The organism is Coprococcus eutactus (genome assembly GCF_025149915.1).
Classification (GTDB): Bacteria; Bacillota; Clostridia; order Lachnospirales; family Lachnospiraceae; genus Coprococcus; species Coprococcus eutactus.
Window position 1 is genome coordinate 3,021,577 of the sequence record NZ_CP102278.1, and the last position, 26,776, is coordinate 3,048,352.

At 44.4% G+C, this 26,776-nt stretch carries 28 protein-coding genes and 1 pseudogene; 3 read left to right on the forward strand and 26 right to left on the reverse strand.

All coding sequences use genetic code 11. The features are described from left to right. Positions 1–2: 2 nt before the first annotated feature. From NQ536_RS13355 to NQ536_RS14060, 18 genes and pseudogenes are all read right to left on the reverse strand, one after another. A complete protein-coding gene (locus NQ536_RS13355; protein WP_044998282.1) occupies positions 3–896 on the reverse strand; it encodes a Fic family protein in 894 nt (297 codons plus the stop codon). A gap of 142 nt (positions 897–1,038) precedes the next feature. After that, on the reverse strand, positions 1,039–1,659 hold the full coding sequence (locus NQ536_RS13360; RefSeq protein ID WP_044998280.1) for a flavin reductase: 621 nt from the start codon (positions 1,657–1,659) through the stop codon (positions 1,039–1,041). A gap of 137 nt (positions 1,660–1,796) precedes the next feature. Next, the gene (locus tag NQ536_RS13365; RefSeq protein WP_004852875.1) at positions 1,797–3,470 is read right to left on the reverse strand and encodes a hypothetical protein; all 1,674 of its coding nucleotides are present in this window, start codon (positions 3,468–3,470) and stop codon (positions 1,797–1,799) included. Positions 3,471–3,716: 246 nt separating this feature from the next. Beyond that, positions 3,717–4,106, reverse strand: coding sequence for an alpha/beta hydrolase-fold protein (locus NQ536_RS13370; RefSeq protein ID WP_167530869.1), 390 nt, complete (start codon positions 4,104–4,106; stop codon positions 3,717–3,719). Positions 4,107–4,126: 20 nt separating this feature from the next. Continuing rightward, a complete protein-coding gene (locus tag NQ536_RS13375) occupies positions 4,127–6,034 on the reverse strand; it encodes a recombinase family protein (protein ID WP_044998278.1) in 1,908 nt (635 codons plus the stop codon). A gap of 53 nt (positions 6,035–6,087) precedes the next feature. After that, complete coding sequence (locus tag NQ536_RS13380) at positions 6,088–6,279, reverse strand: hypothetical protein (RefSeq protein WP_000503424.1); 192 nt, start codon at positions 6,277–6,279, stop codon at positions 6,088–6,090. Between the two features lie 70 nt (positions 6,280–6,349). Next, entirely contained in the window at positions 6,350–6,580 is a 231-nt protein-coding gene (locus NQ536_RS13385; RefSeq protein WP_000659121.1) for a YdbC family protein, read from the reverse strand. 76 nt (positions 6,581–6,656) lie between these two features. Next, positions 6,657–7,511, reverse strand: a complete 855-nt coding sequence (locus tag NQ536_RS13390; protein WP_000743701.1) for a ParB/RepB/Spo0J family partition protein — start codon at positions 7,509–7,511, stop codon at positions 6,657–6,659. Between the two features lie 7 nt (positions 7,512–7,518). Then, positions 7,519–8,484 carry a MobV family relaxase gene (gene mobV / locus NQ536_RS13395; RefSeq protein ID WP_001145977.1) on the reverse strand — a complete coding sequence of 322 codons (966 nt, stop codon included), beginning with the start codon at positions 8,482–8,484 and terminating at the stop codon, positions 7,519–7,521. Positions 8,485–9,002: 518 nt separating this feature from the next. Further along, positions 9,003–10,034 (reverse strand): AAA family ATPase, encoded by a 1,032-nt coding sequence (locus tag NQ536_RS13400; RefSeq protein ID WP_001170965.1) that lies wholly within the window; start codon positions 10,032–10,034, stop codon positions 9,003–9,005. Positions 10,035–10,187: 153 nt separating this feature from the next. Next, positions 10,188–10,661 (reverse strand): sigma factor-like helix-turn-helix DNA-binding protein, encoded by a 474-nt coding sequence (locus NQ536_RS13405; protein WP_000323521.1) that lies wholly within the window; start codon positions 10,659–10,661, stop codon positions 10,188–10,190. 83 nt (positions 10,662–10,744) lie between these two features. Then, a complete protein-coding gene (locus tag NQ536_RS13410) occupies positions 10,745–11,170 on the reverse strand; it encodes an RNA polymerase sigma factor (RefSeq protein WP_000323896.1) in 426 nt (141 codons plus the stop codon). A 94-nt stretch (positions 11,171–11,264) separates the two neighbouring features. Beyond that, positions 11,265–11,774 carry a sigma-70 family RNA polymerase sigma factor gene (locus tag NQ536_RS13415; protein ID WP_000872511.1) on the reverse strand — a complete coding sequence of 170 codons (510 nt, stop codon included), beginning with the start codon at positions 11,772–11,774 and terminating at the stop codon, positions 11,265–11,267. Between the two features lie 489 nt (positions 11,775–12,263). Then, positions 12,264–12,437: a cysteine-rich KTR domain-containing protein gene (locus tag NQ536_RS13420; RefSeq protein WP_011528024.1), complete on the reverse strand. Its 174-nt coding sequence runs from the start codon at positions 12,435–12,437 to the stop codon at positions 12,264–12,266. Positions 12,438–12,488: 51 nt separating this feature from the next. Continuing rightward, on the reverse strand, positions 12,489–14,408 hold the full coding sequence (gene tet(O), locus NQ536_RS13425) for a tetracycline resistance ribosomal protection protein Tet(O) (protein WP_000691759.1): 1,920 nt from the start codon (positions 14,406–14,408) through the stop codon (positions 12,489–12,491). 366 nt (positions 14,409–14,774) lie between these two features. Beyond that, positions 14,775–15,149, reverse strand: a complete 375-nt coding sequence (locus tag NQ536_RS13430; RefSeq protein ID WP_001140406.1) for a TnpV protein — start codon at positions 15,147–15,149, stop codon at positions 14,775–14,777. Further along, positions 15,130–15,396, reverse strand: coding sequence for a hypothetical protein (locus tag NQ536_RS13435; protein ID WP_004852852.1), 267 nt, complete (start codon positions 15,394–15,396; stop codon positions 15,130–15,132). The genes NQ536_RS13430 and NQ536_RS13435 overlap by 20 nt, the downstream gene beginning before the upstream one ends. 271 nt (positions 15,397–15,667) lie before the next feature. Beyond that, positions 15,668–15,772: pseudogene (locus NQ536_RS14060) on the reverse strand (Rpn family recombination-promoting nuclease/putative transposase); the annotation flags it as partial. A gap of 303 nt (positions 15,773–16,075) precedes the next feature. Here NQ536_RS14060 and NQ536_RS13445 point away from each other — a divergent pair. The 3 genes from NQ536_RS13445 (at position 16,076) to NQ536_RS13455 (ending at position 18,525) form a co-directional block, all read left to right on the forward strand. Next, positions 16,076–16,354 (forward strand): hypothetical protein, encoded by a 279-nt coding sequence (locus tag NQ536_RS13445; RefSeq protein WP_147564905.1) that lies wholly within the window; start codon positions 16,076–16,078, stop codon positions 16,352–16,354. Positions 16,355–16,499: 145 nt separating this feature from the next. After that, positions 16,500–16,889, forward strand: a complete 390-nt coding sequence (locus tag NQ536_RS13450; RefSeq protein ID WP_004852847.1) for a GntR family transcriptional regulator — start codon at positions 16,500–16,502, stop codon at positions 16,887–16,889. A gap of 136 nt (positions 16,890–17,025) precedes the next feature. After that, positions 17,026–18,525, forward strand: coding sequence for a PH domain-containing protein (locus tag NQ536_RS13455; RefSeq protein ID WP_004852845.1), 1,500 nt, complete (start codon positions 17,026–17,028; stop codon positions 18,523–18,525). Between the two features lie 51 nt (positions 18,526–18,576). Here the strand turns inward: NQ536_RS13455 and NQ536_RS13460 are convergent, their stop codons facing one another. The 8 genes from NQ536_RS13460 to NQ536_RS13495 all read right to left on the reverse strand — a co-directional run bounded on the left by NQ536_RS13460 (position 18,577) and on the right by NQ536_RS13495 (position 26,730). Beyond that, positions 18,577–18,879: a type II toxin-antitoxin system RelE/ParE family toxin gene (locus tag NQ536_RS13460; protein WP_004852844.1), complete on the reverse strand. Its 303-nt coding sequence runs from the start codon at positions 18,877–18,879 to the stop codon at positions 18,577–18,579. Next, positions 18,872–19,135, reverse strand: a complete 264-nt coding sequence (locus NQ536_RS13465) for a type II toxin-antitoxin system prevent-host-death family antitoxin (RefSeq protein WP_004852843.1) — start codon at positions 19,133–19,135, stop codon at positions 18,872–18,874. The genes NQ536_RS13460 and NQ536_RS13465 overlap by 8 nt, the downstream gene beginning before the upstream one ends. Before the next feature lie 432 nt (positions 19,136–19,567). Then, positions 19,568–20,203 (reverse strand): ThuA domain-containing protein, encoded by a 636-nt coding sequence (locus tag NQ536_RS13470; protein ID WP_004852840.1) that lies wholly within the window; start codon positions 20,201–20,203, stop codon positions 19,568–19,570. Positions 20,204–20,433: 230 nt separating this feature from the next. Further along, positions 20,434–21,015 carry a DUF6553 family protein gene (locus NQ536_RS13475; RefSeq protein WP_004852838.1) on the reverse strand — a complete coding sequence of 194 codons (582 nt, stop codon included), beginning with the start codon at positions 21,013–21,015 and terminating at the stop codon, positions 20,434–20,436. Positions 21,016–21,200: 185 nt separating this feature from the next. Beyond that, positions 21,201–22,241, reverse strand: a complete 1,041-nt coding sequence (locus tag NQ536_RS13480; RefSeq protein ID WP_004852837.1) for a galactose ABC transporter substrate-binding protein — start codon at positions 22,239–22,241, stop codon at positions 21,201–21,203. Next, positions 22,234–23,196, reverse strand: coding sequence for a substrate-binding domain-containing protein (locus NQ536_RS13485; protein ID WP_004852835.1), 963 nt, complete (start codon positions 23,194–23,196; stop codon positions 22,234–22,236). The genes NQ536_RS13480 and NQ536_RS13485 overlap by 8 nt, the downstream gene beginning before the upstream one ends. Continuing rightward, complete coding sequence (locus NQ536_RS13490) at positions 23,183–25,090, reverse strand: cache domain-containing sensor histidine kinase (RefSeq protein WP_004852834.1); 1,908 nt, start codon at positions 25,088–25,090, stop codon at positions 23,183–23,185. Before NQ536_RS13490 ends, NQ536_RS13485 begins: the two co-directional genes overlap by 14 nt. A gap of 32 nt (positions 25,091–25,122) precedes the next feature. After that, entirely contained in the window at positions 25,123–26,730 is a 1,608-nt protein-coding gene (locus NQ536_RS13495) for a response regulator (protein WP_044998295.1), read from the reverse strand. Positions 26,731–26,776: the final 46 nt, after the last annotated feature.

Consider the following 26,776-nt stretch of genomic DNA (forward strand, 5'->3'; position numbering starts at 1 on the left):
TTTTAATCTCTGTGCTGTATCCTGAAATAGTCCAGGTACTTTTTAAACTTATCCTGCGCAGTAAGGCAGGTATCCCGCAGATATCCTCTTTCTCTATTCCATTCTGAAAGTCCTCTATAGTAATACCATTTGAGATCTTCATCTATGATAAATGGAACTATATCATATTTCAGACACTCCTTGAACAATATCAGCCTGCCAACCCTGCCATTGCCATCTTGAAACGGATGAATACTTTCAAATTCATGGTGAAAATCCAGAATATCATCTAGTGTCTTTTCATTGAGCTTGCGGTATCTTGCAAGGAGATTTTTCATTTTCTCTGGAACTTCTTCCGGCAAAGCCGTATCATGGCCGCCCACCTCATTCGGAACTTTCTTGTAATCTCCCACCGCAAACCATTCTTTTCGTGAGTCCTGAGTTCCATTCTTGAGAATCAAATGCAGCTCCTTTATCATTTTCTCACTTAATAAGTTCTTTGCATCATCGATCACCAGATCTATACACCTGAAATGATTGGTCGTCTCAACTATATCGTCAACATTTATCGTCTGATCACTCACGCCTATAGTATTTGTCTCATATATATACCGTGTCTGATCATGACTGAGCCTGCTGCCCTCTATATGATTGGAATTGTAAGTGAGATCCACCTGTATCTTATGATAAATGCCACCTTTAATTCCTTTTTTTTTCTCTTCTCTCAGCACAGTCAGCAGATCCCGGTTCTCTTCTCCCGCAGATTGACGCATTGGTTTCTGCGCAGAATCCGGTATATTCCACGTCTTTCCCGTCAGAAAAGCCCCAGGAATCTTATCATGAGCGCAGTAATTTCTAACGGTTCGTTCTGACACATTCCATTTTTTTGCAGTCTCTGCAACTGAAATATAACCCATGAAAATCCCTCCTTTTACGCAATGGGCTTTTATCATCTGCACAGTGTTTTGTATATAGATAGTATATGCCGTTACCGGCAAGAAATCAACTTTTTCAAGATTTGAAACCGTTCATTTATTGCCGATAGCGGCATATCCCACATTACTCATATATAGGTTCAAAGTCGTCTGCTCCGTGTCCACACAGAGGACATACATAATCTGCCGGAAGCTCACTTCCCTCATATACATAGTTACATATCTTGCAGCGCCATCCCACTATCTTCTTATCTGTCTTAGGAGGCTTGTCTGCCTTTGGCTTTACATGCGCCTGATAATCAGCATATGTGAGAGGAGCCTTGTCTGACAGCATCTTCGCATCAACCACCTCCGCGATGAACAACGTGTGTGTTCCAAGATCGTGGCTCTCAACTACCTTGCCACTGATAACCGCACAGGCATACCAGCCCATGTAAGGGATTCCGTTGACATCCTCCGGCATCTTTATTCCTTCGAATTTGTCCACGTCTCTTCCCGACTGGAAACCGAAGTGCTTTATCGAGTCAAATGTACACTGCTCGTCAAGTACACTGAGGGCAAACACACCACTCTCCTTGAGCAGATCACATGTGTAATTCGTGTTGAGAACCGATATCGCAACCCGCGTTGGATTGTTCGCCACCTGTATACAGGTGTTGATGATGCAGCCATTTGCCTTGTCGCCCAGCTTTGTGGACAACATGAAAATCCCGTATGATAAACTGTAGATTGCCTTTTTATCCATGATAATAACCTCCTTGTCAATCATAATCAATCATTTATATAGATTTATTCTCAATAAGATATTTCTATAATACCATATTATCATGCAAAAAGCTCCCCCTGTTTATCACAGGGAGAGCCTTTATTCAGTGAATAAATCTATCTCTCAACAGATATTATGTCATTTATTCCGTTGTCTGATTCCTGATAAAATACTTTTATTTTATCTCCGCTCTGTATAAATATCAGCTCCTCGTTCTCTGAGAAATCCTGCTTGTATACATTGCCGTTTTCATCCGTGATATACACATATGTCGTCTCATCCATGTTGATATATTTGATATCAGCTACCGTGATCTGTCTGTTTGGTATATCATCCGTCATGCTCTGCGTACTCTTAAGTCCGTTCTCTGCCAGCAGCTTGTTGTATGCCGCAAGTGCGTCCTTCTGGGTAGTGCCTGTAGCTACAATATTGTACTTCTCCACATCTACAAGCGCATACATCTTTACCAGGCCACCGTTGTCCTTTAAGACCATGATGTAGGTTGGTATTCCGCTGATATTGATGAGTGATGGGAAGGATGCCTTATAACCAAGATGCTGTACCTGTCCCTCTGCCGACGCCATGGCTGAGTATTCCTCTGCGCCTGCCACCTTGTAATATTTGCTCTCTCCTGTCCGGAGGTTCATCATGGCAAATCCTATGTTAGACTCGTCACCATTTACCGATGTGACACCTGTATATACCCACACATCGCCGTCCATAACCTTGTAACCGTAATCATCCGTAGTCCTCTTGCAGCCCTTATTGCCAAATACGCTGTTCCAGTAGCCGCCTGAGAGCTCTCCGTACCAGTCGTATTTCTGGCACACCAGGTCGCCATCATATACACGGTCCACCCAGTGTGGAACATCACTGACTTCATGATACTCTGTATCGCCCGTACACGGATCGCATATAACCACACCCTTTACATCCTTTGCACCGAAGAGTCCTGCATGCGACTCAAGAACCGGACAGATGTAATACGGATTGCCATCGTCATTGAGCTCCAGATAGAAACCTTCAAATATATATGTCGGATAAGCCATCTGGACATGTCTGTACAGGTTGTTGTTGAAATACGCTGAAGGCGAATATACTATTGGCTTTTCAGTCTGTATATAGTGTGCCTCATTCTTTACCGGATCCACAAGAACATAACCCGGGATTCCGTTCTTCCTGTTGTTCATATATTTGATGAATCCCGCATAATTGAGTGCTGCGACCTTCATCGGCGCGCCATTGTAATCTATAGTACTGTAATTGCCGCTGACCTCATACTGGCTGACCACATCCGAGAGTGAACCGACGGCTCTCTCACCTATGATCCTCGCTGTGCTTGTATCCATCAGCGCAATGTCATTTATCTGCCTGCTCTCCGGGATATCCGTCTGAAAGTCTCCATCCTCTATATTGATAAGGCTTGCGTACTTTGATGCACAAAACAGCTTGGATGATGCCGCCACCATAATGAGTCCGACCGCTATCATTATTACAACTATCCATGCTGCAGGTTTCGTTGCTTTCGTTGCGACACTTCTGGTATCATTACTCTCCACCGTGAAATCAAGCGTACAAAAGCCAACAAGCGCAACTGAAATGACCATCCACACCCAGAAACTTGTACTCTGTATGTTGATCGCCGGTGTTGCCGCATAATAGTATATAAGCTCTCCTATGACCAGCACGACAAATGCTATCACATTCCATTTGCCGAGCCTTCCTGGGGGCTTTGCAAATATCTCCTTTGCCGCTCCTGTGCTTTTCTTTTTCTTTGTCTGTTTACCCATGTTGCCCTTCTTTCCGGCTTACCACGATCTGATTTTTCGCTGCATATACTTACCGGATCGTGTCAGCCATTAATCTATCTACTCCATATGTCTGCCCCATATATTATCATCTATTCCGATAAAAATATATATCTATCCGGTATATGTTATGCCTCGTATCGTTCTGCCAGTGAACGATTGTATATATGTGTTCTCCTGTGCTTTTTGTTATACTTTTGCCTGCTTTAACAGGGCATCCTGCAAAACCTATGCAGAGGCTACTTTCTCTATCCACTTCACAGCCTTCGCCAGCCTCTTCCCGGAATCGGCAAAATGTCCACCTGGATTTATCTCATATATAACATCATTGTCTTTTTTGAGAAGTTCGCAAATCTCCTTTGTCCGATCCGCCACAGTTGCCATAAGTCTGTCTGACGTTCTCGATTCCTTACCGCCGAGGCTGATGTATATACGTTTATTCGCAAGTGTTGGCTGGATGTTTACATATTCCACAAATCCCGGATACCACATTGAACCTGAACATGTGGCACATCCGGCAAATATATCAGTCTGATACATTGCCCAAAGTGCAAAAAGCCCGGCAAGCGAATATCCCATGATATAAAGAGGCCTGTTCGCCTGACTTTGAATATCCAACTGCGGTACGACCTGCTGTTCTATATAATCCAGTGTCCGTCCCGCCTCTCCGGCAAATGATCCATCGACCTCAGTCGGTCATTTTTTGCGGACAGTTCAATACATGCCCTTCGGTTCCTCTCCCTACTCCTGCGTTTGCTCTCGTTTGATTTCTCCCTCTGTATCCTCTTAGCACAAGCGGGACAATACTTTGATATTCCAGAGCTGGGGACGTATTCAACACCGCACACCGTACAATTTTTAGGCTTTAACGCCGTCCACCGCTTTGTGGGTGTGATATGTAATTCACCGACAAAGCCGATGAATTTATAGTAAATCTTGATTTCCTGCCTTACTGTCCCGTCCGCAAGTTTCTCACGTTCCGAAACAAGTATCTTGTCTATGAGTGCGTTTATGATGGTTGCGTCCAACTCTTTCAGCCCCTGATAGTTGCGGATTAGGGATAGAAAGTCCCTCACGCCCTGCGATTTCTCATAGCTGTCATTGAGCGTTTCCGTTACCTCTTTCAGCCGTGCTTCAATTTCAAGCTGCTCTTTCTGGTATTTCCCCGACATCATCTCAAAATTCCGCTCCGTGATACGCTCCATTACCTTGTCCTCATAGAGAGAGGAAAACAGCCTGTCAAGCTCCGCAAGGCGTTTGTTCAGCTTCTTCTTTTCTTTCTCTAATGATTTCGCCCTGCTCTGGTCTGTTTCCGTGAGCCGCCTTTCTATGGCTCTGACCGCCTTTTCATCATTGACCGCCATATCCGCAAAGCGGTTGATGTCGGCAAGGACGGCATTGAATAAGTCCCTCGCTTCAATGCTGTGTGCGGTACACATAACATTGCCATATCTGCCATAATTATTGCAGGTGTATTGTACGCAGTCGATGATGTCGGGGCGTTTCCTCCTGTTGGCACTCGCCGCCCGCATCGCATAGCCGCAGTCCGCACACTTGATAACGCCCGAAAAGATATTCTCAAATCCCCCTGCGTTCTGCTCCCGCCTGCGGCTCGTCATAAGCTGCTGTACGGTGTCAAATTCCTCCTGCGTGACTATCCCCTCATGGGTGTCTGGTATCACTTCCCATTCTTCGGGCAGCTTAGAGGGGCGTTTCTTGCTTTTCATGTTGGCTGCAATCCGCTTGTAGCCTGCAAGGTTGCCCGCATATATCGGGCTTCTTAAAATGCCCCTCACGCTGTTCTCGCTCCAAATATAACGGTTTTCCTCGTTATCCTCAAAGTACCGCTCATAGCCTGTTGCCCCTTGCTCCACCGCATAAGCGGCAGGGCGTAGGATATGCTGTTTGTTGATGTGCTTGCGGATTTTGGCGATGCCGTTGCCCGCTAACGCAAGGTCGAATATCTCCCTTACCACATGGGCAACTTTGTCATCTATCAGCAGATGGTTGTGGTCGGCAGGGTCTTTGACATAGCCATAAGGGGCTGTTGTTCCCATGAATTTCCCCTGCTGAAACCTCGCACGGTACGCCGATTTTATCTTGACTGACACATCGGCAGAATACATTTCGTTTAGGATGTTGCGGAAAGGCGTGATGTCCATAGCGGATTTGTTTAAGGTGTCCACGCCGTCATTGACCGCTATATACCTCACGTTATGCTCTGGGAAAAAGACTTCCAGATATAACCCACAATCAAGATAGTTCCTCCCCAGACGGGATAAATCTTTTGTAATCACGCAGTTTATCAGCCCGTTTTCAATGTCCTTAATCATATTCTGGAAACTTGGTCTTTGGAAATTTGTTCCAGAGTAGCCATCGTCAACATACGTTTTTGCTAAATGCCATCCCTGCCTTTTCACATAATCCGTGAGGATGGATTTTTGTGTCGCAATGCTCGCACTCTCGTTATCCGTGCCATCGTCCTTTGATAAGCGGCAGTAAATGCCGACTTCATAAATCTTGTTCTCCGTTCTTATTCCTGCCATACTGTAAAACCTCCATATCTGTCCTAACGTTTTCATGTTCCATTGCGTACATTCTAAGCGGACAGCCCCTCATTGTCGAAGGTGTCGCCCTCGGCAATCTTCTTCCGAATATCCTCGGAGATAATCGGGACAAACGCTTCTGCAACGGTCTGTGTGCCGATATATTCTCGACTGATAATCATTTGTACTTGCCCTTTTGGCACAATACGCTTTCTTCTTCCAGTTGTTTTCCTATCCTCGCCCATACTTAAATCTTCCTTTCCAGACAGGGCAGGAGAACGTCTGGAAACGCCCCGCCCTGTCAATCAGATACCATCAATCCCCGCTGTTTACTTCTTTCTGTAATGCTTCAAGGAGTGCCGCTGCTTCATCAGCGTTCAACGTGATACCCTTTCCGCACTTCTCACGGTTCGGGGAAAAGCTGCGGATGTCATATTTCGGCTCTCTCCCGTTCCATGAAATAAGATTGATTTCCTTTGTGTAGCCGCTGTCACTCGCAGACAATACGGCGATTTCCTTTACAATCTCATACTGGATTTCTTTCATTCCTTACCTCATTCTCCTTAAAATTCTGTCTTTCTTCTGTTCCAAATTCCTGCATTTACTTCCCGAAAAAAGAAGGTTAGCGGCTGTCCCTGCTCCGTTTTCTCTGCAACTCACGTTCCAGAAGTCGGATGATGGTTTCCTCCATCTGCTTCGGCGTTGTGTCCTTCGGAAAGTATTTTTTCAGTTTGCTTGTGTTGATTTTCAAGGTTTCTTTCTGGTTTCCCTTTTCCTCCGTCATAATGGAAAATATCATATCCATGTCAAGCTGCCCGCTCTGGCTCATGCTTTTCATCCGCTGTGCCTGTGAGAGTGAGGGCGTTGCTTCTTCGCTCTCCATCGTGGCAAAGAGATTTTCCTGCTCGTCTTTCTTCAAAAAGGACAGTTCCACCGCAGGTGTGAGGGCGATTTTCCCCTCGTCCACCATCTGCAAAATCGGCGGTATCAGTTCCGTCAGGCGGATAAAACGCTGGACGGTCATCCTGCCCACGCCGAAGCCCTGTGCCACTTTGTCGTCCGTCCGCAACTTCGTCACAACTTGTGACGAGGTTAAGTCTGTGCGGAAACCCTGCCGCTTCATGGCTTCGGATTTCATCCTGTAGGCAAACGCCCGCTCCGATGGCAGGATATTTTCACGCTGTAAATTACTGTCTACAAGGGTGATGATGGCTCGGTCACGGTCTAAGGGCAGGACAAATGCAGGCACGGTATTTATACCTGCAAGTTCGGACGCACGGACACGCCGCTGCCCCGCAATCACTTCATAACCGTTCCCGTCCTCTTTCGGGCGTGTGATTATCGGCGTGACAATGCCAAATTCCTTGATGCTTTCCGCTAACTCTGACAGCGTTTCATCCTCCACAACATGAAACGGATTGTCGGGAAACGGGTATAAATCTTTGGTCTTTAACACCTTAAAATCCTGTTTCTTCATTCACTTTTTACCTTTCTCTTGATTTGTTTCTGCCTGTTCTCTGTAATTCTTCCAACACTTCTGGCGGTATCTTTGAGAGCAGCCGCCCCATCTGCTCGTTGGTTCTCTGCAATTCAAATATCCTCTGGTTGGCTTTCTGCACCTTTAATTCCTGCTCGTACTTTTCATCACGCATACGCCCTGCATAGTCGGCTTCCTGCCCGATTTGCTCCTTTAAGCTGTCGATATACGCCTGCTGTCTGCCGATTTCCTTAGAGAATTTCTCCACTTCGGGCAGCCATGCGGCAACCAGTTCCAGAGCCTTGTCACGCTTTTTCCCTGCGTTAAAGGCGTTGATGTCGGACAGGGCAGACACGATTTCCCCATACTGCTTATCAAGCCTGCCGCCCAACTTATAGAGCCATGTGGGGACGTGTTTCCGCTTGGTTTCCATCGAAGATTGACCTCTCTCAAGCTGATTCCAACGTGAGGACATCCGCTCATGGTAGGCGGTCTGCCACTCCGACAGGCTCTTTTGATTGCCTAAAATTGTTTTGGCGGACAGCTTATTGTCTGGTGTAATCGGCACAAAGCAGAGGTGCATATGGGGCGTTCTCTCGTCCATGTGGACGACTGCGGAGAGGATATTCTGCTCCCCGACACGCTCCGAAATGAAATCCAGAGCCATCGTAAAATACGCTTTCTGTTCTTCGGGCGGTAACTGGTTCATAAATTCTGGTGAAGCCGTGATGAGCGTTTCCACCATCATCACGCTGTCTTTCCTTGTCCTGCACCCTGCTTCGGCTACCTTTCGGTTAATCTCTTTCTTATAGGTGTACTTTGGCGGTGCGACAAGATGATAGTTATTTTTAGAGCGTTCCATGTCGATATCTGGGTTGCTTTTGTAGGCTTCTTTCTTCCGCTCGTTGTGGCGTTCGCAAGCCGCAACGCCGCCCGCTTTGCGTTTCTGGAAACGCAGGATTGCATAGGGCATAATCCATCATCTTCCTTTCTTCGGCGGGTAACTGCCCTTTGGGTGACAGCGGTGACGGTGGTGACGGCAGTTTTGGGATGCCCCCTGCCGATTGCCGTAACTGTCACCCTTATCCCCTGCATGACGGTCATGACGATGGTGACGGTGTTTTTGGGATACTCCCTCGCAAGAGCTGTAACCGTCATGCCGCCGTTCTTTTATCCGAAGCCGCAAGGCGTAGGATAGCAGGGCGTAAGACCTGCCATAAGGGAGTCCAGAGGGAACGTCTGGCACACGGCTCTTTGCAGGGCAAAGTGTAGTGTGTTACACCCTGTAAACGCAGTCGGAAAAATCGGAGAGATTTTTCTGACCGCAGGGGTGATTTTACACGCCCGAAAAGGGCGGGTGAATCCCACGCCTGCATTTTGCGTTTGCGGGGTGTTCTCCCGTAGGGATGACAGCGGCAGGGTATCCTAAAATCACTGTCACTGCCGTCACCGCTGTCACCCGCAGGGCAGAGCCGCCAACTTTACATGGCTTTAAGCGTCAATGACAGTAACAGGGGGTATCCCAATATCGCTGTCACCGCCGTCACCGCTGTCACCCGCCCTCCTTGCAAGGGCAATCTGCCTGCCGTCTTTCCTGCGGCTGTACTGGTAGCAGATACGGTTCTCGCTTAAAAATGTGGTGTGATATTCATTCAGCCATTTCGTAATCACCGTGGGTATGGTTTCCGTTTCCCCCATAGCGGCTAACAGCTCCGTTGCCGTGCCTGCCCATTCTTCCTTATCCCTCATAAAATCCACCAACCGAAAAAGGACATCTGGTATCGTTTCTTTCGCAAGCTGCTCCTGCGTTTTCCTCTCCACAAGTTCCCAACTGCAATCACGGAAACGGAGCGTGTATTCCTGATAGGGCGTGTCCCTGCCCGTTACATACAGCTTGGCGGTGTCAGATGCCCGTTTCTCCTTTTCCAGAACAAAGGTAGCGTCCGCACTCCCCGTTAAGCCTGTCGTCCCAGACACCTTGTTGAACACATCGCTGTCATTCTGCTTTCGGATGTGGTGTACGACAATGACCGCCAGAGAGTGCCTGTCGGCAAAATCTTTGATTAGGGAGATGTCCCCATAGTCGCTTGCATAGGCGTTGTCTTTTGAAGCTGTACGGACTTTCTGCAAGGTATCAATGACAATGAGCCTGCTGTCTGGATAGTCTTTCAGATAATCCTCAAGCTGCACGATAAGACCGTCTGACAGCTTGCAGCTTGCCACGGCAAAATGAAGCCGCCCGCTCGCTTCGTCCGTCAAACGGAACAGCCTGTCCTGTATGCGGCAGAACGTGTCCTCAAGGCAGAGGTAAAGCACATCGCCCTCCATTGTCGTCATGTCCCATAAGGGGATTCCCTGCGACACGCATAAGCACAGCTTCAGCATGAGCCAGCTCTTGCCTATCTTCTGTGAGCCGCAGAACAGCGACAAGCCTGTGGGGATAAGGCTGTCCACCACAAAGGACGGCTTCTCAAGCGGCTCATAAAGGAGCGTTTCGGCGTTGACTGTCTGTAACTTCTGCATGGGTTTCCTCCTTTCGGGCAGTTATCTTGTTTTTGTTGCACATAGGCGTTGACCTCCTTAAAAATAGATTTACTCCCACGAAAAAAGTGAGAGTATGTAATACCGCCAATCCCACACAAATAAAAAACAGATTTCTTTTTCGGGCGGTGTCGGTCATGGTTGGAGATATTTCCTCATTTCCGCTTTTACTTTCTTCTTTGCAACAGCAACGGATTTCTGTATTGCAGAAGCGGTGCAATGCTCCATAGCGGCGATTTGGTAAAAATTGAACTCATACTCGTAGTAGAGCAGGAAACGTCGCCTTTGTATCTCTGGCAGTCTGTCAACCGCCTTACAGAGCAGTTCCGCCCGTTCTGCTTCAATCATTTGTTCCTCAATGCTCTTAGGCAGCTTTAACGCCCGCCTGTTCAGCGTTTCGTCCCATACTTCCGAAAACTCCCTGTGCCGCTCGTCCCATTGGAGAAGATTCCTGTTCCTGCGTTCCATCTGCCGAAATTCAAAGAATAACTGCTCGGATACTTCCAGTTCGTGGTGTTCCCCCTGCCCGTCCTTAAAACTGATAAAATACCTTATACCGCTTTCCGTGGATTCCTCCCGAAGCGTGTACGCCTTAGCTTTATATGCCATCCCGTTTTCCTCCTGCCAAAAATAAGCGGGGAGATTCCACTCCCCACCCAGTAGCCCGCAGAATAATGGGATGTATTAGACGCTTACAAAATTTTCCGAAGCTTCTTCCGCAGATGGTCTAACCTCGCATAGATGGCACCAGTCGTCAAATGCACAAGTGGGGCAATCTCCTTTGTGGAATACCCCTGCATTTTCAGCAGGACGATTTTCAAGGTACGCCCGTCCACCGTGACTAATACTTGATAGAGATTTTCGCTCTCAATCTCGTCCAGTAACTCCGCAACTGTATTCACCTCCGCTTGCCGCTCCCTGTCTGCCATGTCCTCAAGGTATTCCGCAACGTCATTCGTCCATCGGTAAAACCGCCTGTTGGAATTGAAGTCTGCCCTGTCCGCTATGCGTATCTGCTCAATGGTCACTTCATCAACGCCGCACTCACGCAGCAGCTTTTCCTCCGCTTCTTTCCAGATACGCCATTTCCTGTCCTCCCGTCCGTGGTTGTATGCCATTCTTTCTTCCTCCAATCAGAATTGATTGAGAGGGCAGAGAAAAGCCCCCTCATTTTCCCAAAGGAAAAAACAAGGGGGCTGAACGCCTTAAATTTTAATTTTCTATTATCTTTCTTAGTTTTCTTAGGATTCTGGCTTTGCGTTTGTTCACAACGCTCTGGGTTATGCCTAACCTCGCCCCGACTTCACGCTCGGAAAGTCCGTCAAAAAAGATTGCCTGTATCAACTCCTGCTCACTATCCGACAACAAAGGCAGGGCGGCTTTCAGCCTGTCCACCATAACAGCATTGACAACGGTTTCCGCAATGTCCGCCGCTTCATCAGCGATAAAGTCCAGAGGATTCCCCTCGCTGTCCGTAAATCCGTCCAGAGATAGCAGGCTGTTCCTCGCATCTAATTTTTGCAGGTAACGCCACCGCTCCCTGTCACGGTAGAAGTCCGCATATTGCTCCCTTACGACTTCAAGCAGACAACCTTGGACGGGGATAAACAGCTTGTCCATATATCCCTTGTCGGCTTGCCTGCGGCGGCAGAAATCCGTATAGGACAGTTCCACATAGCCGCCGCTTTCTTTGATATATACTTTTCTTGGTGCGTATTTCACCGCTAATACCTCCAATCTGAATTTTTGAAATGTAAAAATCCAGATGGAGAGGCGGGGAGCGGCAACGCACACCAGAAACAGCCCTGCGGCACTTTCCAACAAAAAACGACAAAAGAAAAACCGCAAAGGCTCTGTGACCTTCACGGTTATGGGAAATACAAATTCTGTTGTATGGAGATTGTACTTCCACTTTCAAGGTGAGAAGTACCGCTGCACTGGCAGAAATTTTTTTAACTGGTTTCCTGCCATTCTCTGATATGCTATGTATTGATAAATTTTACTTCGTATGAGCAGATGAATAACCGCCCGAAAAAAGAACATAAAAAAATCCCTCCAAATTTAAAAACAAATTCAGAGGGTAATTTAGGGTATAACAAAATAACCCACCCGAATATCGTTTTTTTTATTTGGTGAGTTTGTTCTTTCAAATACGAAACAAAAAGAGCCGATGATTCGTGAATTGTTCCACAATTTCATCGGCTCTGCGTCTTAAGCGTCTGGCTCTTTGATGACAGTTATCTTCAAGTTGTCAACTTTAATCAAGCTTTCTTGTCTGCATTTTGGACAATAAAGGGGATAATTCTCCAAAACAGTGTCCTTCCTAATTTTATTACGGGTTTTGCTCCCACAAACAGGACACAATATCCATTCGCATTTCATCATAATTAGTCTCTAATCCTTTCAAATCTCATTTTATATGACTTTTGCAAGCTGTTAAGCTAACTTGTGGAACATATGCCGAACCTTATCTATACGGCTATTCGGGCGGCGGGGTTGGCAAATAAATTTACCAATAGCTGGCTGGTATCCTTTTAACTCTGTCAAGCAGACTCCCTGCCCATTTGTGAAATAAGTTAAATCGTTCCTGTATTCTTGAATACATCTGGCAGGGATTTCTCCTTTCAGAATGACCTCGTCATTCTTTACCTGAGTACTTACAATATCTGCACAATACCTTGGGGCATCATGATACGCCCGTGAGAGATATTCCTGCGGTGCATAAATTTCAAAGTGGAGATATGGCTCTAATAGTTCTGTCCCTGCTTTTTTTAAAGCCTGCTCCAATACGATAGGGGAAAGCAGCCGAAAGTCTGCGGGGGTACTTACAGGACTATAATACAATCCATATTCAAAACAGATTTTACAGTCTGTCACTTTCCATCCATACAGCCCCTGCTCGCAGCCATAAAGAACCCCCTCCATAACCGCATTTTGGAACGATTGGTTTAAATATCCAAGTGAAACTCTGCTTTCATACTGCACTCCGCTTCCAATAGGGAGCGGCTCTATGGACAACCCGACAGAAGCCCAGAAAGGATTTGGCGGGACTTCTATGTGGATGGTATATTCTGCTTTTCTAAGCGGTCTTTCCATATATATAACAGTAGGCTCTTTTATTTCTGCCTCCACATGGTATTTTTCCTCAAGGATGGCACAAATGACTTCCATCTGCACATTCCCCAAAAAAGAAAGTATAATCTCATGCGTTGTAGTATCCACATAATATTTTAAAAGAGGGTCGCCATCTGAAATTTCTGTAAGTGCCCCAAGCAATATTTCCCGCTGTTCAGATTTCTTTACTGCAATCGTTGTTTGGAGCATAGGGAGAGGATTTTCAATAAATTTTCTCTGCGGCAACAGCATTTCGTTCCCCAAAATACTGTTTAGCTGCAAAACATCATTTGGTAAAATTACAATATCACCAGAGCAGGCTGTATCGGATGAATATAATTCACCGTTTGTCGGAACACACATCTCTGTGATTTTTATTTTCTCTTTTTCAGATATTTTAATAACATCCCTCAAATGCAATGTTCCGCTATATATACGCACATAAACAAAACGCCGCCTTTTCTCTGAATATTCAATCTTAAAAACCTGCCCGCATAGTTCAGATTGACCTTCAGGCGTTGATGAATAAAACTTACTGGCAATCACTTCTATAAGCTGCCGAATCCCCAGATTGTTTTTAGCACTTCCGTGATAAACGGGAAATAACGTTCCGTTTTGGAATCTCCTGTTTTCTTCCTGTTCCAGTTCTGACATTTTAAACGGTTTCCCTGACATATATTTCTCTAATAGTTCATCGTTTCCCATAATTACCGCATCCCACTGTTCCATATCGTCATTGTCCGTTACATTTATATGGGGATGCTGCCCAACCTTTTGCTTCACTATAATTTCCGAAGAAAGCTTTGCTTTCATTTCTTGATATACCATTGGCAAATCAATCCCCTCTTGGTCAATTTTATTGATGAAAAAAATTGTCGGAATCTTCATTGTCTGTAGTGCATGAAACAGTATACGGGTCTGTGCCTGTATGCCATCCTTTGCAGAAACTAATAATACTGCTCCGTCTAATACGGATAAAGAACGGTATACTTCCGCCAAAAAATCCATATGGCCTGGCGTATCTATAATGTTGACTTTTACATCCTCCCACTGAAAAGATGTCACTGCTGTCTGGATAGTGATTCCCCTTTGACGCTCCAAATTCATTGTATCTGTCCTTGTTGTGCCTTTATCTACGCTCCCTGGTTCTGCAATTGCACCACTGGTATACAATAAACTCTCCGTTAATGTTGTCTTTCCTGCGTCAACGTGAGCCAGAATGCCTAAGTTAATTATTTTCATGTGATTTTCCTCCTATCAACACCCAAAAAAGGGCATAAAAATACCCAGTGATAAATACTCCTATCACTGGGTAAATAACTCCAATAGCCCCAAAACACTTATATGTTTTCGGGCATATAAAATTACATGATAAAAGTATTCTTAAACTGGGTACAAAAAACTAAGCCCCATATTAAAAGTGAAACGGGACTGCTACTTTTTGTTCCCACTATCAAATTGACAGTTTATTTAAGAATACCTTGCCGCATATTTATTAACTCCTTGTATAATACTGAATCTAATTATATTCCTTAACCCTTTATTTGTCAAGCTGACAAACTAAAGCAGAAAAAGCGGCAGGATTTCCCCCTGCCACTAATCATCTGTTTATGCAAAAATAATTTCCTTTTCCACAATCTCCCTCGCACAAGCCCTTATGTTATTGAGGCATCCTGTCCATTCTAAGGCGTTTTCTGCCTTTAGCTGTTCCGTTATGCCCTGTGCCTGTTTCATACCCTCTATGAGCCTTTCAAAGCGTTCCTGTGCCTGTCTGTCAATGTCGGCAAGGTAAGCGTTAAGTCTGCCGCTTGTAAGAAGATTGGTGTATGTAACTTTGCAGTGATGCTTCAGATAATCCAAATGCCGCTGTCCCCAGATGCCTATCGGCTGTTCTTCTTCGGCGGGTACAGTTAAGCACGGTATTAAATAATCGCCTTGCCTTTCGTATTTGCCGCCCATTTCCTCAAAAATTGTCTTTGCCATTATCTGTTACCTCCACATTCTTTTTTATTTTGAATGTCCGCAAAATCCGTCCTACATCATCCGATCTCCACGGTGAGAGATCCCTGTTCCAGTCATCCACCTGTATCGCAACAAGTGTAAACTGTTCTACTCCCACCTGTTCTCTGATAGAATCCGCTGTGTGCTCCAGTTCATCTCCCCTGTGTGGGTACATGACCCAGAGAATGATCGGACCATTTTCCGAAGATATAAGTGTGTGTAACTGCATATATGTTCATCTCCTATAATGTGTCGGCTATCTTCTGGACTTCCTCCACTGATATGTTCAGTTTCTTCGCTATCTCTTCTATAGGAACCTTCACATCCAAATATGCTCTCACTGCACCCTTTAATTCTCCTCGCGCCTCGCCTATAGATATTCCTCTGGCTTCCGCCCTATCAAGTACTTCACACATATTTTTTAAACCTCCTTTGTTTCCGTTAGCCTGCGCCTGTTCAAATCTTTCGTCCTGCGTCAATACGCTCATGAGCTTTAACACCTCGTCAACAATCGTTTTTCCACCGAACAACAATACATTTACTATATCTGCAAATACATCATTATAATCTGCCAGTATCTTTTCTGTTATATCCTTTTCTCCCATGCAAACCTTCCTCCTCTTGTTTCTATGAAAAGCAAAGAAACCAATAGAGGATAGTTGCATGAATTTATAGCCATATTTTTTATAATTATACTATAGCAAAACCTGAGCGGCAACACACCTCTACCGTCTCCATATTAATTTGAATTATTTTGTGATAATCGCAGTGAAGTACTGCAAAGATCAATTTCGGAATTACACATAACATGATAAACGAAATATAACACGCTGATTTTAGAAATACAATTAAATAACTATAAACTATTCAAAAGTATTGAACTCGTAATTTCATACCAGAAGAACGAATTGTCACCGGAAGAACTTTTAGATATAATGAATTACATAAACAGGATCATTAAACATATTGCTGATGGCAACGAATATGAGGAAAGGATGGTGAGTATCATGGGTGGTACAGTGGAAGAAACCCCATCTCAAAAACTCAAAAGGCTGGAAGATGAGAGAATAATACTTAACCTTTTTTCTAATGGTGTAGGATTCGAACCAATTAGAAAATCCGTTTCTGAAGATGTTATATCAAATGAAAGACTTTTAGAGCTACAGAAATTAGCTGCACCAAAATAGAATTTTAACAGATAATGATCATCTGTGGGTAATCAACTTGCTCACGGATGATCTTTTATTTATATGGCGGTTTGTCATAGTTGACTTATTGCGGAATCTGTATTATATATTATAATACAGATAATACAAAAAGGAGGGCCACCACATGATCATAGAGCTTGACATGAGTAGTGACACACCCATATACGTACAACTGCGCAATCAGATAGTAAAGGGAATCGGCAAAGGCGAGATACAGCCAGGTGAAAAGCTTCCCACTGTAAGACAGCTTGCGGCGGATGCCGGCGTGAACACAATGACTGTGAATAAGACATACCAGATACTCAAAAACGAGGGATATATCAGAACTGACAGAAGGCTTGGAGCATTTGTATCAGAAAATATCAATATGGACGCCGAGTTCCGTGACAAGCTGGAGTCAGAGTTGGAACTTCTGTCCGCCGAGGCAAGCATAACCGGGATGAACCGGGAAGATTTTCTCAAGTTGTGCGATGAAGTATATTCCAAAATGAAGTCTTCTCCAATCCATATATAATACAATGAACCATTAGGCGATATGGTGTAACCAATTTGCATGAAAATAATACCAATTATGAATAATCATTATCATCACTGGGAGAACGAATCTTTATACAACAAATATCCACTAAAATAACAGAAAGGAGCCGCTTATGAGCATAGCATTATTTATCATATTCCTGTTTATGAACTTCTTCATACTGCTCATAATGAAGTTCGTATATACAAGTAATTATTCGTATACCGAAGGAATGCTCCTGGGTGTCCACATTCCAAAGGAACACAGTGAAGACGAAACCGTCCTGAATATTGTTGCTGATGCCAGACGTAAGATGAACCGGATTATCTGGATAAATCTCATCCTTGGAACAGCCCTGTGCTTTGTCGTGTTCTGGGAGATCATTATATTCGTACTGGCATACACTATCTGGATGATCGCATTCTGTTTCCTTATAACATATGCAAACAACTCCGCGCACAGGAAAATGTATGCCCTTAAGATGAAAAATGACTGGATAATCCCTGCTCAGAAAAGAAAACGCTACATTGATACAAATGTGTCAGCTCTGATCGGCAATAGTGAGATCAGTTTCAATTATCATGGAATAATAATCCTTGTAGAACTCATTTGCCTGCTGCCATTTGCGATAGGAAAAAGTGCGGTCATATCAACCACAATGATAATAATAGGACTCTGCTCCGTCCTGATGTCACTTACATCCATGATATTCCACATATATGTAAACCGGCACGAACGAACTGTGTACAGCTCGGATACCCAGCTCAACCAGACCGTCAACAGAACCATGAAGATATACAAGGGACTTGCAATGCTGATTCTTTCGGCAACAAATGCTGTCGCATGGGTATATATCGCTATTGACACCCTGATTCATTGCATATCATCAGCCAATAAGTCCCGGCAAATTTCGCTTTCTGATATTCTGAATTTCAAGGGTGCGCTTGTAGATGTCTCGCTGTGCAGCTCCGCACTCTATGTCTATATATTTATCCAGACTCTCGCAGCCATCGGATTGTTTACGCCTCTCCTCATGTCTCAAAGCAGAAAACGTGAACTCTTGGCAGCCGACACCCAGCCTCTCTACGTGGATGACGACGAATACTGGAAAACCGGATATTACTACAATCCTTCCGACCCGCATGTGCTGGTTCAGAACAGATTGCAAAGTGGAAATTATACATTTAACTATGCCACCAGGGGCGCAAAGATTTTTACAGGACTTACATGTATCCTTATCACCGCCTGCATCGTCTGGATGATAGGTGTGCTTGTGCCATTCATAAACGTGCATATCGACACTCAGCTTGACTCTGACAGACTCATCATCTCCGCCGCCATATACTCGTCAGAGGTTTACTTTGATGACATTGAGGATGTTCAGCTTCTGGACGAACTGCCAGACGACAATTTTGTCCGTGTCAACGGAGGTGCCACCGATGAATACCTGATCGGCCATTTCAAGAGCAGCACCTACGGCAAATGTGAAATGTATGTATACGCAGACAGCTATCCCGTAATCATGATAAAGACGAGGGATGAAGTGATATTTATGAACGCTAAGGATTCTGATGATACATGTTCTGTCTTCAGATCCATATTTCATACTTTCACTTATAACTACCTCCCCTAAAATAACTAAGGGGCTGTCGCACTAGTTGCTTAGTGCGACAGCCCCTACATCTTATAAATTTCGTCCTTGATATTGAACTGTTACCACGTAAACGGTTTTGCGTGGTTCGTCAATGCGGAATATGGCGATATAGTTATCAATCAATAACTGCAGATAGCCTTTGCCGGCATATCTGCCCTCGCTTCGTTCTTGATGGGACTGTGGAAAAGTATCCAAGCTTAAAATAGATTTTTTAATTCGCTCAATCTGCCCTTTGACATTTTCAGGAGCCAATTTCTCATTTGCAATATATTCGTAAATTTGGTCTAATTCACGAATTGCCTTAGGGTTGATTTTTACCTTGTATTTATCCAAAATGTTTTTTCTCCAGTTCTGCAAAAACCATCTCAGCGTCAACTGCTTCTGCTCCGTTGGCAATTTCCTGTTCTGATTCAAATATGGCTTGGTCGATGCGGTTCATTCTTGCAAATTTATCATATAATTCACTACTCATTACAACCAAGTCGCTATATCCGTTTTTAGTAATAAAAATAGGCTCCTGTTCCTTGTGTGCGATATTAGAAATCTCAGTTGTATTGCGTAAATCCTTAATAGGCATAATAAGTGGCATAATGTTTCACTCCTTTCTCTGACATGATTATAGCATAATTATGTCTCAAAAAACAATATAAAATAAGCTCCCCGATATTCTAAAAGAGGACAGTTATCCCGATGTTCAGGCATTTATGGGGCAACCTACCGTGAAATAGAGAGTGTTGTGGAACGATATGAGCGTGAAGTGTGGGAATACAATCTGAAGCTCAAACAGAAAGAGAAGCCAACCAAGAAACCGCCTGAAAAACAGAGCGTCAGAGAACATCTCCGACAGCTTCAGGAACAGGGCAGTTCCCTGTCTTGCGATCTTACATATATACGAGCACAAGAAAACACCCTGCAAGTTTTTATGACTTGTAGGGTGTAACTTATATCGTATTACATGATATTATCTTCCGCACCGGTTAAGACGTCGACCAACTGAAGTTAACGTTTCGAAGCTCAATCACTATTCAACCCAATCAATAGCATTCTTTACAAGTTTGACAAATGGTTCACAGGTCAGATTTTGGGTAGTGTGTGCAGGAACGATACAGCAGATTTTTCCCTTGCCATAGGTGTGAACCCATACAGCAGGCTGAACGCCGTTCTTTGAAACGGTTTCTGCAAGAATCGTTGTATCAGCATTCGGAATCATTTTCATAACATAATGTTCGTCAAAATCAGGGAATGTGAATTTGCCAATGCCTTCAATAATCGGATGCTCTGCTATCGGTTTTACAGTAAGCGGACATTTTTCGGGATGAGTGATAAAGTTACTTCTTACAACATTTGTGAGGATTGGGTGATTTTCTGTGTAATCAGTAAGTGATGCGTGAAGCATAATCGTTCCCATACCATTCTGAACATCATTCAGAAATTTCTCCGTCCATTTTTCATCACACCAGATTGGAGTAGGAATCTGATCATTTTCAATAGGGTCTTTGAAAGACAAAAACAAATCAAACTGCCCGTTGAAATAATCATTTGGGTTCTTCGTGAATGTTACTTCATAATCTGCGTTAAACAGATAGTCCATCATAGGCTTGATGGAATCATCGTGATGCCAATAATCGTGTACCAAAACAAATACTTTTTTACTCATAAATTATACGTCCTTTCATCACCATTTTATGGCTACGTTTTTGTGAATTCTCGTTTTTTAGATGTGTGTTAAATTCGAATTTTCTTTATTGTAGCACTGATAAAAAAGTGATACAACATATAAGAAGGACAGGGCTCAATAAATGTCCTGTCCATATCGTTACGCTATGAATGTATCAGTTGTCAGGGCTCAAGCCTATCCGCAAATACAGTTCATAATCACGCTTATCATCATTTTCTCAAGAAATGCTCCCTGTTCGGATACTCCTGCCTGAATGCCGCCAGTGCGGCACTCTGAAGTATGGCAAATTCCTTGTCCATGTGCAGCATGTGCGGCGCGTCAAATGCTATGGAGCTTATCTGATCTGCGATCTTCTTCGCCACGCCCTCATCCGAGAGCTGCCCCATACCAAATGCTATGGATGTGAAACCTCTGCCGCCTCTGCTCACCTCGATGAACTTGAGGAACGCATTCTTGAGTTCATATAGCAGTATCTCCTGTTCCTCGGCACTTCTTTTGTCTGCGTCGAACAGACAGAGCTTGCTTATGATCTCCACAGCCTGTTTCTTTTTCTGACCTCCGATGTCAACAGAGCCGCCCTCCGATATGTATTTGAGCTCCATAAGGCAGCCCACAAATGCATCATTCTTCGGCTTTCTCTTGCCATATCTCGCTGTCCACAATCTCTGACGGAAAACAGTAGACGAACCGGCGCTGTCACCGTCCATATCCGTGCTGTTATTTTCCAGCAATTCAAGTCTCTTATCTGCATCCGTTTCTTTGTAAAATTCTTCTATCCAGCTATTTTCCATATGTATCCTTCCCGAATATATAATTGGATCTGTATCTCTACATCAATTCTTGATAATTTTTCCAGACAGATCTTCTCCAATTATATATGCTTTTAATTCACGATTGTTTACTCATGTATCAGTTTGTAACTTTAGTCAGCTATTTTAGTTCATTATTTCAGGCTCTTATTTTAACGCTCCTGTACTTATCTGAGCAGGAAATCATCCACGCTGTCAACATCGACCTTCCAGTAAGGCGACACGTAATATTTGCCCTCGTCAAGATTATGACCATCAAGGCTGTTTCCCTTGAAGAGATCAACTGCCAACCGCGCTATCTCTCCTGCCTGGGCCTCTTTGTCATTATAAACTGTTCCTTGCATGTTTCCCTGCTTTATCGCCTGAAGAGCATCGTCAAGTCCGTCTATTCCAAAGATCACAGGCCATCTGTCGCGGCTTATATTTGAGTTATTGTACGCCTCAACTGCGCCCAGTGCCATCTCATCATTGTTGGATATGACAAGCTCTATCTGACTGCCATATTGACTTATAAGCTGTGTCATTCTGTTCTCCGCCTGACCTCTGTTCCAGTCGGCAAACTGATAACTGAGCTTCTCAAGCTCCACTCCACCTTCCATGATGGTCTTCACCGAGCAGTCAGTTCTGCTTATGGCATCCTGATGTCCGGCCTCGCCTTCCAGAAGAACATACTGTATCTTGCCATCACCGTTGCGATCCACTTTGCTGTGCTTCTTTATATAACTTGCCGCAATCTCACCCTGCATATCACCAGATTCTTTTGCGTCACAGCCAACATAGTAGAGCTTTTCCCACTGCATCAGGTCATCACGCACCGGCTCTCTGTTGAAAAAGATCACTGGTATATCACTCTGCCTTGCAGACTTGATGATATTTGCCGGTGCGGTTCTGTCTACAAGATTCACACACAGCACATCGCAGCCTGCATCTATCATCTCATCAACTATCTCGTCCTGCTCACGCTGATCATTATCACCGCTTCTCACCGATACTATCACATTCATATTTGTGGTCTCCATAGTCTTAAGATTGGATTTCACCTTTTCGACCATGGCATTTATGAATGGATCATCTGCTGTATAAGTGACCACCCCGACTCTCATGGTTTTGTTTGATTTTTTATTGCTGTTGCCGCAGCCCATAAACGAGACTATCATCGCAGCCGCCAGCAAAAGCACATATATTTTTCTTAGTTTCTGTCTACTCATATGAATATAAAAACCTCTCTACATCTTCGGAGAACAAATCGTCACTGTATATTATCTTTATGCCCTCCTCCCGACTCTTCATCGTATACAACCTGCTGTTCAGACCTTTTACTACCTCTGTCACACTGGCATAGCCAACACCGTAGCCATCCGGAATAACAAGGCACTTTATCTTGCCCGCATCAAGCAGCGCCACAGATTTTACGCTGGTCCCCATTCCATATATCTGGGCGCCATTGTACATACCGTTATCCGCATTCTCTCCTATCTCATCGATCGCATATGTGTCCATCACAACCATGTAGTCCACCTTTCCCAGAATATCCACAATGCCACATATGTCCTGATTGCCACATCGGCTGTACACCCAGCTCACCTCGCATCCGGTTCCTTCTATCGCATCCATAAGTCCTGCTTTTCCGCTCACACTTCCCTCTGTCTGGGAATATCCGGTTATAATGCCTATGCTTTTGCCACGGAGTCCGTCCGCATCATTTGCCCTGATCTGTTCTCCAAGGGTATATCCTATCTTGTAGTTATCAGGTTTTATCGTAACAAATCCCGAGGCGCCATCTTCACTGTATGCATCCTGGGTTATAAGTACAAATGGCACATCGCCAAGCTGTCCCAGCATATCCGATGTATCCTCGCCCGGTGCAGGACAAATTATGAATGCATCTACATCATTTTCAAGCTGTTCATCTATTAGCTCCTTCTCATCCTGGGCTGACTCGATATCATCGGTGTTGCATATGATAAGATGGACATCATTGACATCTGCTGATTGTTTTAGTCCATTTATAAGTCCATCCCACCTCTTATCACCGGAATTTGAAAGTATGACCGCTACTCTTTTCTGAGGTACATTTTCCCGGAATATCTGATGTATAAAGAATCCGGCTATAACCACCAGAAACAGCTCCGCGATCAGAAAGGTTATCTTACTCTTCTTCATCTGTCACCATCCCCCTTCCAAAATCCTGCCTCTCAAGTCTCTCTCTGTTCTCCTCCGTATAAGGAATGGCTGGAATGTGAATGACAACCTTTGTTCCCTCGTCCGGCTCACTGTACACCTTTAATCCATATTCACTGCCAAACATCAGCTTTATCCTGGAGTGAACATTGATAACACCCACTCCGGAGCCATGCTTTGGCACCTTATTGTTGTCCACAAGGATGTTCCGGGCAACCTCCTCCGTCATACCCATGCCATTATCCTCAACTGAAATGTATATGTCGTCGCCCTTCTTCTCACCGCGGACAGTTATCTTGCCGCCATCGTCCTCATCCATGTTGCCCACACCGTAGTATATTGCATTTTCCAGGATTGGCTGCACGATAAGCTTAACTGTACAATAGTCATTTATCTCTTCGTCTATGATAAATTCTGTAGCAAATCTTTCTTTATATCTTACCTTCTGTATGTTCATGTAACTCGTGCTGTGCTGGATCTCATCCGCTATCCTTATGACGGTTCTGCCCTTTGACAGACTTATTCTGAGCAGCTTTGCAAGCTCAGATATCATAAATACTGCATCTGTATTTCTGTTCGCCTCCACCATCCATGTTATAGACTCCAGTGTATTATACAGAAAATGCGGATTGATCTGGCTCTGGAGAGCATCCATTTCACTCTTTCTCCGCTCATTCTGCTGTCTGATTATTTCCTGCATCAGAACCTCTATCTGCTCATAGGATTTCTTGACCGAATATCCCAGATGTCTTATCTCGGAGGATCCTCCAATATATATATCCGTGGTTCCACCTGTCTCATATGACTTTACTGATTCATTCAGCTTAAGTATAGGCTTTGAGATTTTCTTTGTTATGATCCTGTTCACCCACAAGAGCATCATAAGCAATATCACAACCGTAGTTATAATGTAATATCTGTACTGATTGATGCTGGCAGTCTGAACACTTTCCGGGACAACTCCTATGATCTTCCATCCAGTGTAGGCTATACTGCTGACAACAACATTTTCTTTGCCACCCGTCATCTTGATCTCATATGTACCGTCATCGTATACCGCTGCCTCTGTACTTTCCTCTGTGAAAAAGCCTCTGTCTATCTCTGCTCTTCGCGGATGGTATATGATATCTCCGTCACGGTTGCACAGATAATAATAAGTCTCACTTGAAGAATCATTGATCCTTGAAAGAGCCTCCTCGATCACGGAATACTTCATATCTATCAGAAGCACGCCGTTTACCGGCTTATCTCCATCATTGATATCAACAGAACGGCTGAGGGATATGACCCAATAATACCTGTTGGCGCCATCTTGAAACAGATCTTGTATATGAGGTGTAGAAAAGTGCATATTCTCTATATCTTCAGATGCATTCTTGTACCATTCCTGTTCCTCCACATTAACCTTATCCTTCTGCACCGCAACCGGCTCCGCAGCAACAAGCTTCCCGGAATTGTCGTACAACGCCATACTCTGCACTTTGTCAACATTCACCTCATATAAAAGGCTGAACTGTCTGCTGAACTCCTGACTGGAGATGTCATATTCCTGGATAATGTTATAATTCACTCCATTAGATATCTGTCTGATGCCTGCCAGGTCTGTATCCACTTTATCCACAGTACTCTCTATCATGCTTTCTGCATTCGAGACGGCAGTCTGCTTTATCGCAAGCTTGAATCTATTGTAAATAAGGAACCCCATAACAACAGTTGTGGTTATCGTCAGTCCTGTGAGCACCGCCATGATTATTGACTGTATGTCAAATCCTATAAATCTGCCATGATGAAACCAGCCTCGCAGCCTCGTGCGCAGAGAATATTTATTTTTCTGCTTTTTGCCCTGAGCACCCTTCTTTTTCTCTCTGATCTTCAAAACAATTCTACTCCCATTATTTTTTCTCTGCTCTACTTATTCCCCGTATGTTCAGTTCTGTACTTTGATGGCGACATTCCAAATCTCTTCTTGAACACGTAGCTGAAGTAATTTGCATCCTGATATCCCACCTGCTCTGCTATCTTATAGCTTTTCTCATTTGTCTCAAGTATGAGATTGGCTGCGTGATCCATCCTGTAATCCGTCAGATACGAGATAAATGACTTGCCTGTCTCCTTCTTGAACACCGATGAAAAATACGAATTGGACACACCAAGCTCTGAGCACACCGTATCCAGCGACAGATCGGGCTCCATATACCTGCCAACTATCATATTCTGGGCATCCGTTACCATTCTTCTGGATGTGTTATTTCTGGCATTTTTCAATTCCTCGCTGATCGCCATAGATGTGTCTATGAGCCATGCTGTGAGTGTGACTTCATCCATCTCCGGAACCTTCTCATATGGGTTACTGATTCCACCTGAAAAATTGTCAAAATCTATAAAATTATTTGCGCAGAATCTGTAGAATGTTCCTACCATCTCCATGAGCGTCAGCTTGTACCTGTTCATGGTCTGTGCAGATCTGTGCAGCTTCTCTATCTCATCATGTACTGCGCCCTCAATGGCATCTCTTTTGCCAAGATATATTGACTTGATAAGCTCATGCATATTTGCATCTTCATACTGTACTGCTGCCTTCTGCTCCTTCGGTGCGATCTCAGCAATATTTATAGCCCTCTGGGTTCCGTATAAAACCCTGTATGATACAGCTTCCCTGGCACCCTCATATGAATTGTTGATATTCAGGAGGCTGTCGCACACTCTGCCAATACCGGCAGTCACCACGGCGCCCATGACTCGGTAAGCCCATCTGCAGAATCTGTCACAGGCATCCGTCAGCTCTGACATGGCATCCTCCGAGGCTATCTCGATGATTAGCACTGTGTTGCCCAAGTATGTAAACACCTGGCATGTCCATGTATCAGCAATTCTGTCCTTGATCTGCTGTTCCACCGACATTGACAACAGAAGTGGGTTCATTCCATCTGGAACGTGATGCTCCGATGTATGAAAAACCGTGCAGCAATAAAGCGGTCCTTTCATATCGATCTGGTATGCTGCAAGGAATTTCTCATAATCCGACTCGCTCACTCTGCCCTCTATCAGGGATACAAACAGATTTGTCTGAAGAACAGGCAGAGATGCATTGAAATAATTTGCAAGCTTTTCCACATTCAGCTTTTCCTCCCTCTCCTTGTCCAGAGAGTTCTTGACCCTCTTCAGGCAGTCTGAAAGTTCTAAGGCATTTATAGGCTTGAGCATGTACTCCTCTATCTCAAGGTGCACTGCCTCCTTGGCATACTCAAACTCATCAAATCCTGTGAATATGATGATGTGTATATTCTGATAATCATTGTTAAGTCTACTGGACAGCTCAAGACCGTCCATATACGGCATCTTGATGTCCGTTATGACCACATCCGGCTGCAGCTTCTCCACCAGTTCAAGAGCCTTAACACCGTTGTTGGCACTGCCCACAACATCAAATCCGAGCATATCCCAGTGGATCTTTCTCTCTATAACATCTATAACCTCTTCCTCGTCATCGACAAGGATAACCTTGTATTTATCCATAGTAAGAATCCTTTCTATCATCAAATACCACCCGGTTCACCGGTTT

Bases quoted from the DNA above. Each gene is read 5' to 3' on its own strand.
- NQ536_RS13380 (WP_000503424.1), bottom strand. From the start codon at position 6,279: ATGGGCGAGGATAGGAAAACAACTGGAAGAAGAAAGCGTATTGTGCCA.
- NQ536_RS13355 (WP_044998282.1), bottom strand. From the start codon at position 896: ATGGGTTATATTTCAGTTGCAGAGACTGCAAAAAAATGGAATGTGTCA.
- NQ536_RS13470 (WP_004852840.1), bottom strand. From the start codon at position 20,203: ATGAGTAAAAAAGTATTTGTTTTGGTACACGATTATTGGCATCACGAT.
- NQ536_RS13450 (WP_004852847.1), top strand. From the start codon at position 16,500: ATGATCATAGAGCTTGACATGAGTAGTGACACACCCATATACGTACAA.
- NQ536_RS13455 (WP_004852845.1), top strand. From the start codon at position 17,026: ATGAGCATAGCATTATTTATCATATTCCTGTTTATGAACTTCTTCATA.
- NQ536_RS13465 (WP_004852843.1), bottom strand. From the start codon at position 19,135: ATGCCACTTATTATGCCTATTAAGGATTTACGCAATACAACTGAGATT.
- NQ536_RS13480 (WP_004852837.1), bottom strand. From the start codon at position 22,241: ATGAGTAGACAGAAACTAAGAAAAATATATGTGCTTTTGCTGGCGGCT.
- NQ536_RS13385 (WP_000659121.1), bottom strand. From the start codon at position 6,580: ATGAAAGAAATCCAGTATGAGATTGTAAAGGAAATCGCCGTATTGTCT.
- NQ536_RS13360 (WP_044998280.1), bottom strand. From the start codon at position 1,659: ATGGATAAAAAGGCAATCTACAGTTTATCATACGGGATTTTCATGTTG.
- NQ536_RS13375 (WP_044998278.1), bottom strand. From the start codon at position 6,034: ATGGCAGGAATAAGAACGGAGAACAAGATTTATGAAGTCGGCATTTAC.
- NQ536_RS13475 (WP_004852838.1), bottom strand. From the start codon at position 21,015: ATGGAAAATAGCTGGATAGAAGAATTTTACAAAGAAACGGATGCAGAT.
- NQ536_RS13485 (WP_004852835.1), bottom strand. From the start codon at position 23,196: ATGAAGAAGAGTAAGATAACCTTTCTGATCGCGGAGCTGTTTCTGGTG.
- NQ536_RS13390 (WP_000743701.1), bottom strand. From the start codon at position 7,511: ATGAAGAAACAGGATTTTAAGGTGTTAAAGACCAAAGATTTATACCCG.
- NQ536_RS13420 (WP_011528024.1), bottom strand. From the start codon at position 12,437: ATGATGAAATGCGAATGGATATTGTGTCCTGTTTGTGGGAGCAAAACC.
- NQ536_RS13405 (WP_000323521.1), bottom strand. From the start codon at position 10,661: ATGGCATATAAAGCTAAGGCGTACACGCTTCGGGAGGAATCCACGGAA.
- mobV (WP_001145977.1), bottom strand. From the start codon at position 8,484: ATGCCCTATGCAATCCTGCGTTTCCAGAAACGCAAAGCGGGCGGCGTT.
- NQ536_RS13495 (WP_044998295.1), bottom strand. From the start codon at position 26,730: ATGGATAAATACAAGGTTATCCTTGTCGATGACGAGGAAGAGGTTATA.
- NQ536_RS13410 (WP_000323896.1), bottom strand. From the start codon at position 11,170: ATGGCATACAACCACGGACGGGAGGACAGGAAATGGCGTATCTGGAAA.
- NQ536_RS13365 (WP_004852875.1), bottom strand. From the start codon at position 3,470: ATGGGTAAACAGACAAAGAAAAAGAAAAGCACAGGAGCGGCAAAGGAG.
- NQ536_RS13435 (WP_004852852.1), bottom strand. From the start codon at position 15,396: ATGCAGTTACACACACTTATATCTTCGGAAAATGGTCCGATCATTCTC.
- NQ536_RS13400 (WP_001170965.1), bottom strand. From the start codon at position 10,034: ATGCAGAAGTTACAGACAGTCAACGCCGAAACGCTCCTTTATGAGCCG.
- NQ536_RS13430 (WP_001140406.1), bottom strand. From the start codon at position 15,149: ATGGCAAAGACAATTTTTGAGGAAATGGGCGGCAAATACGAAAGGCAA.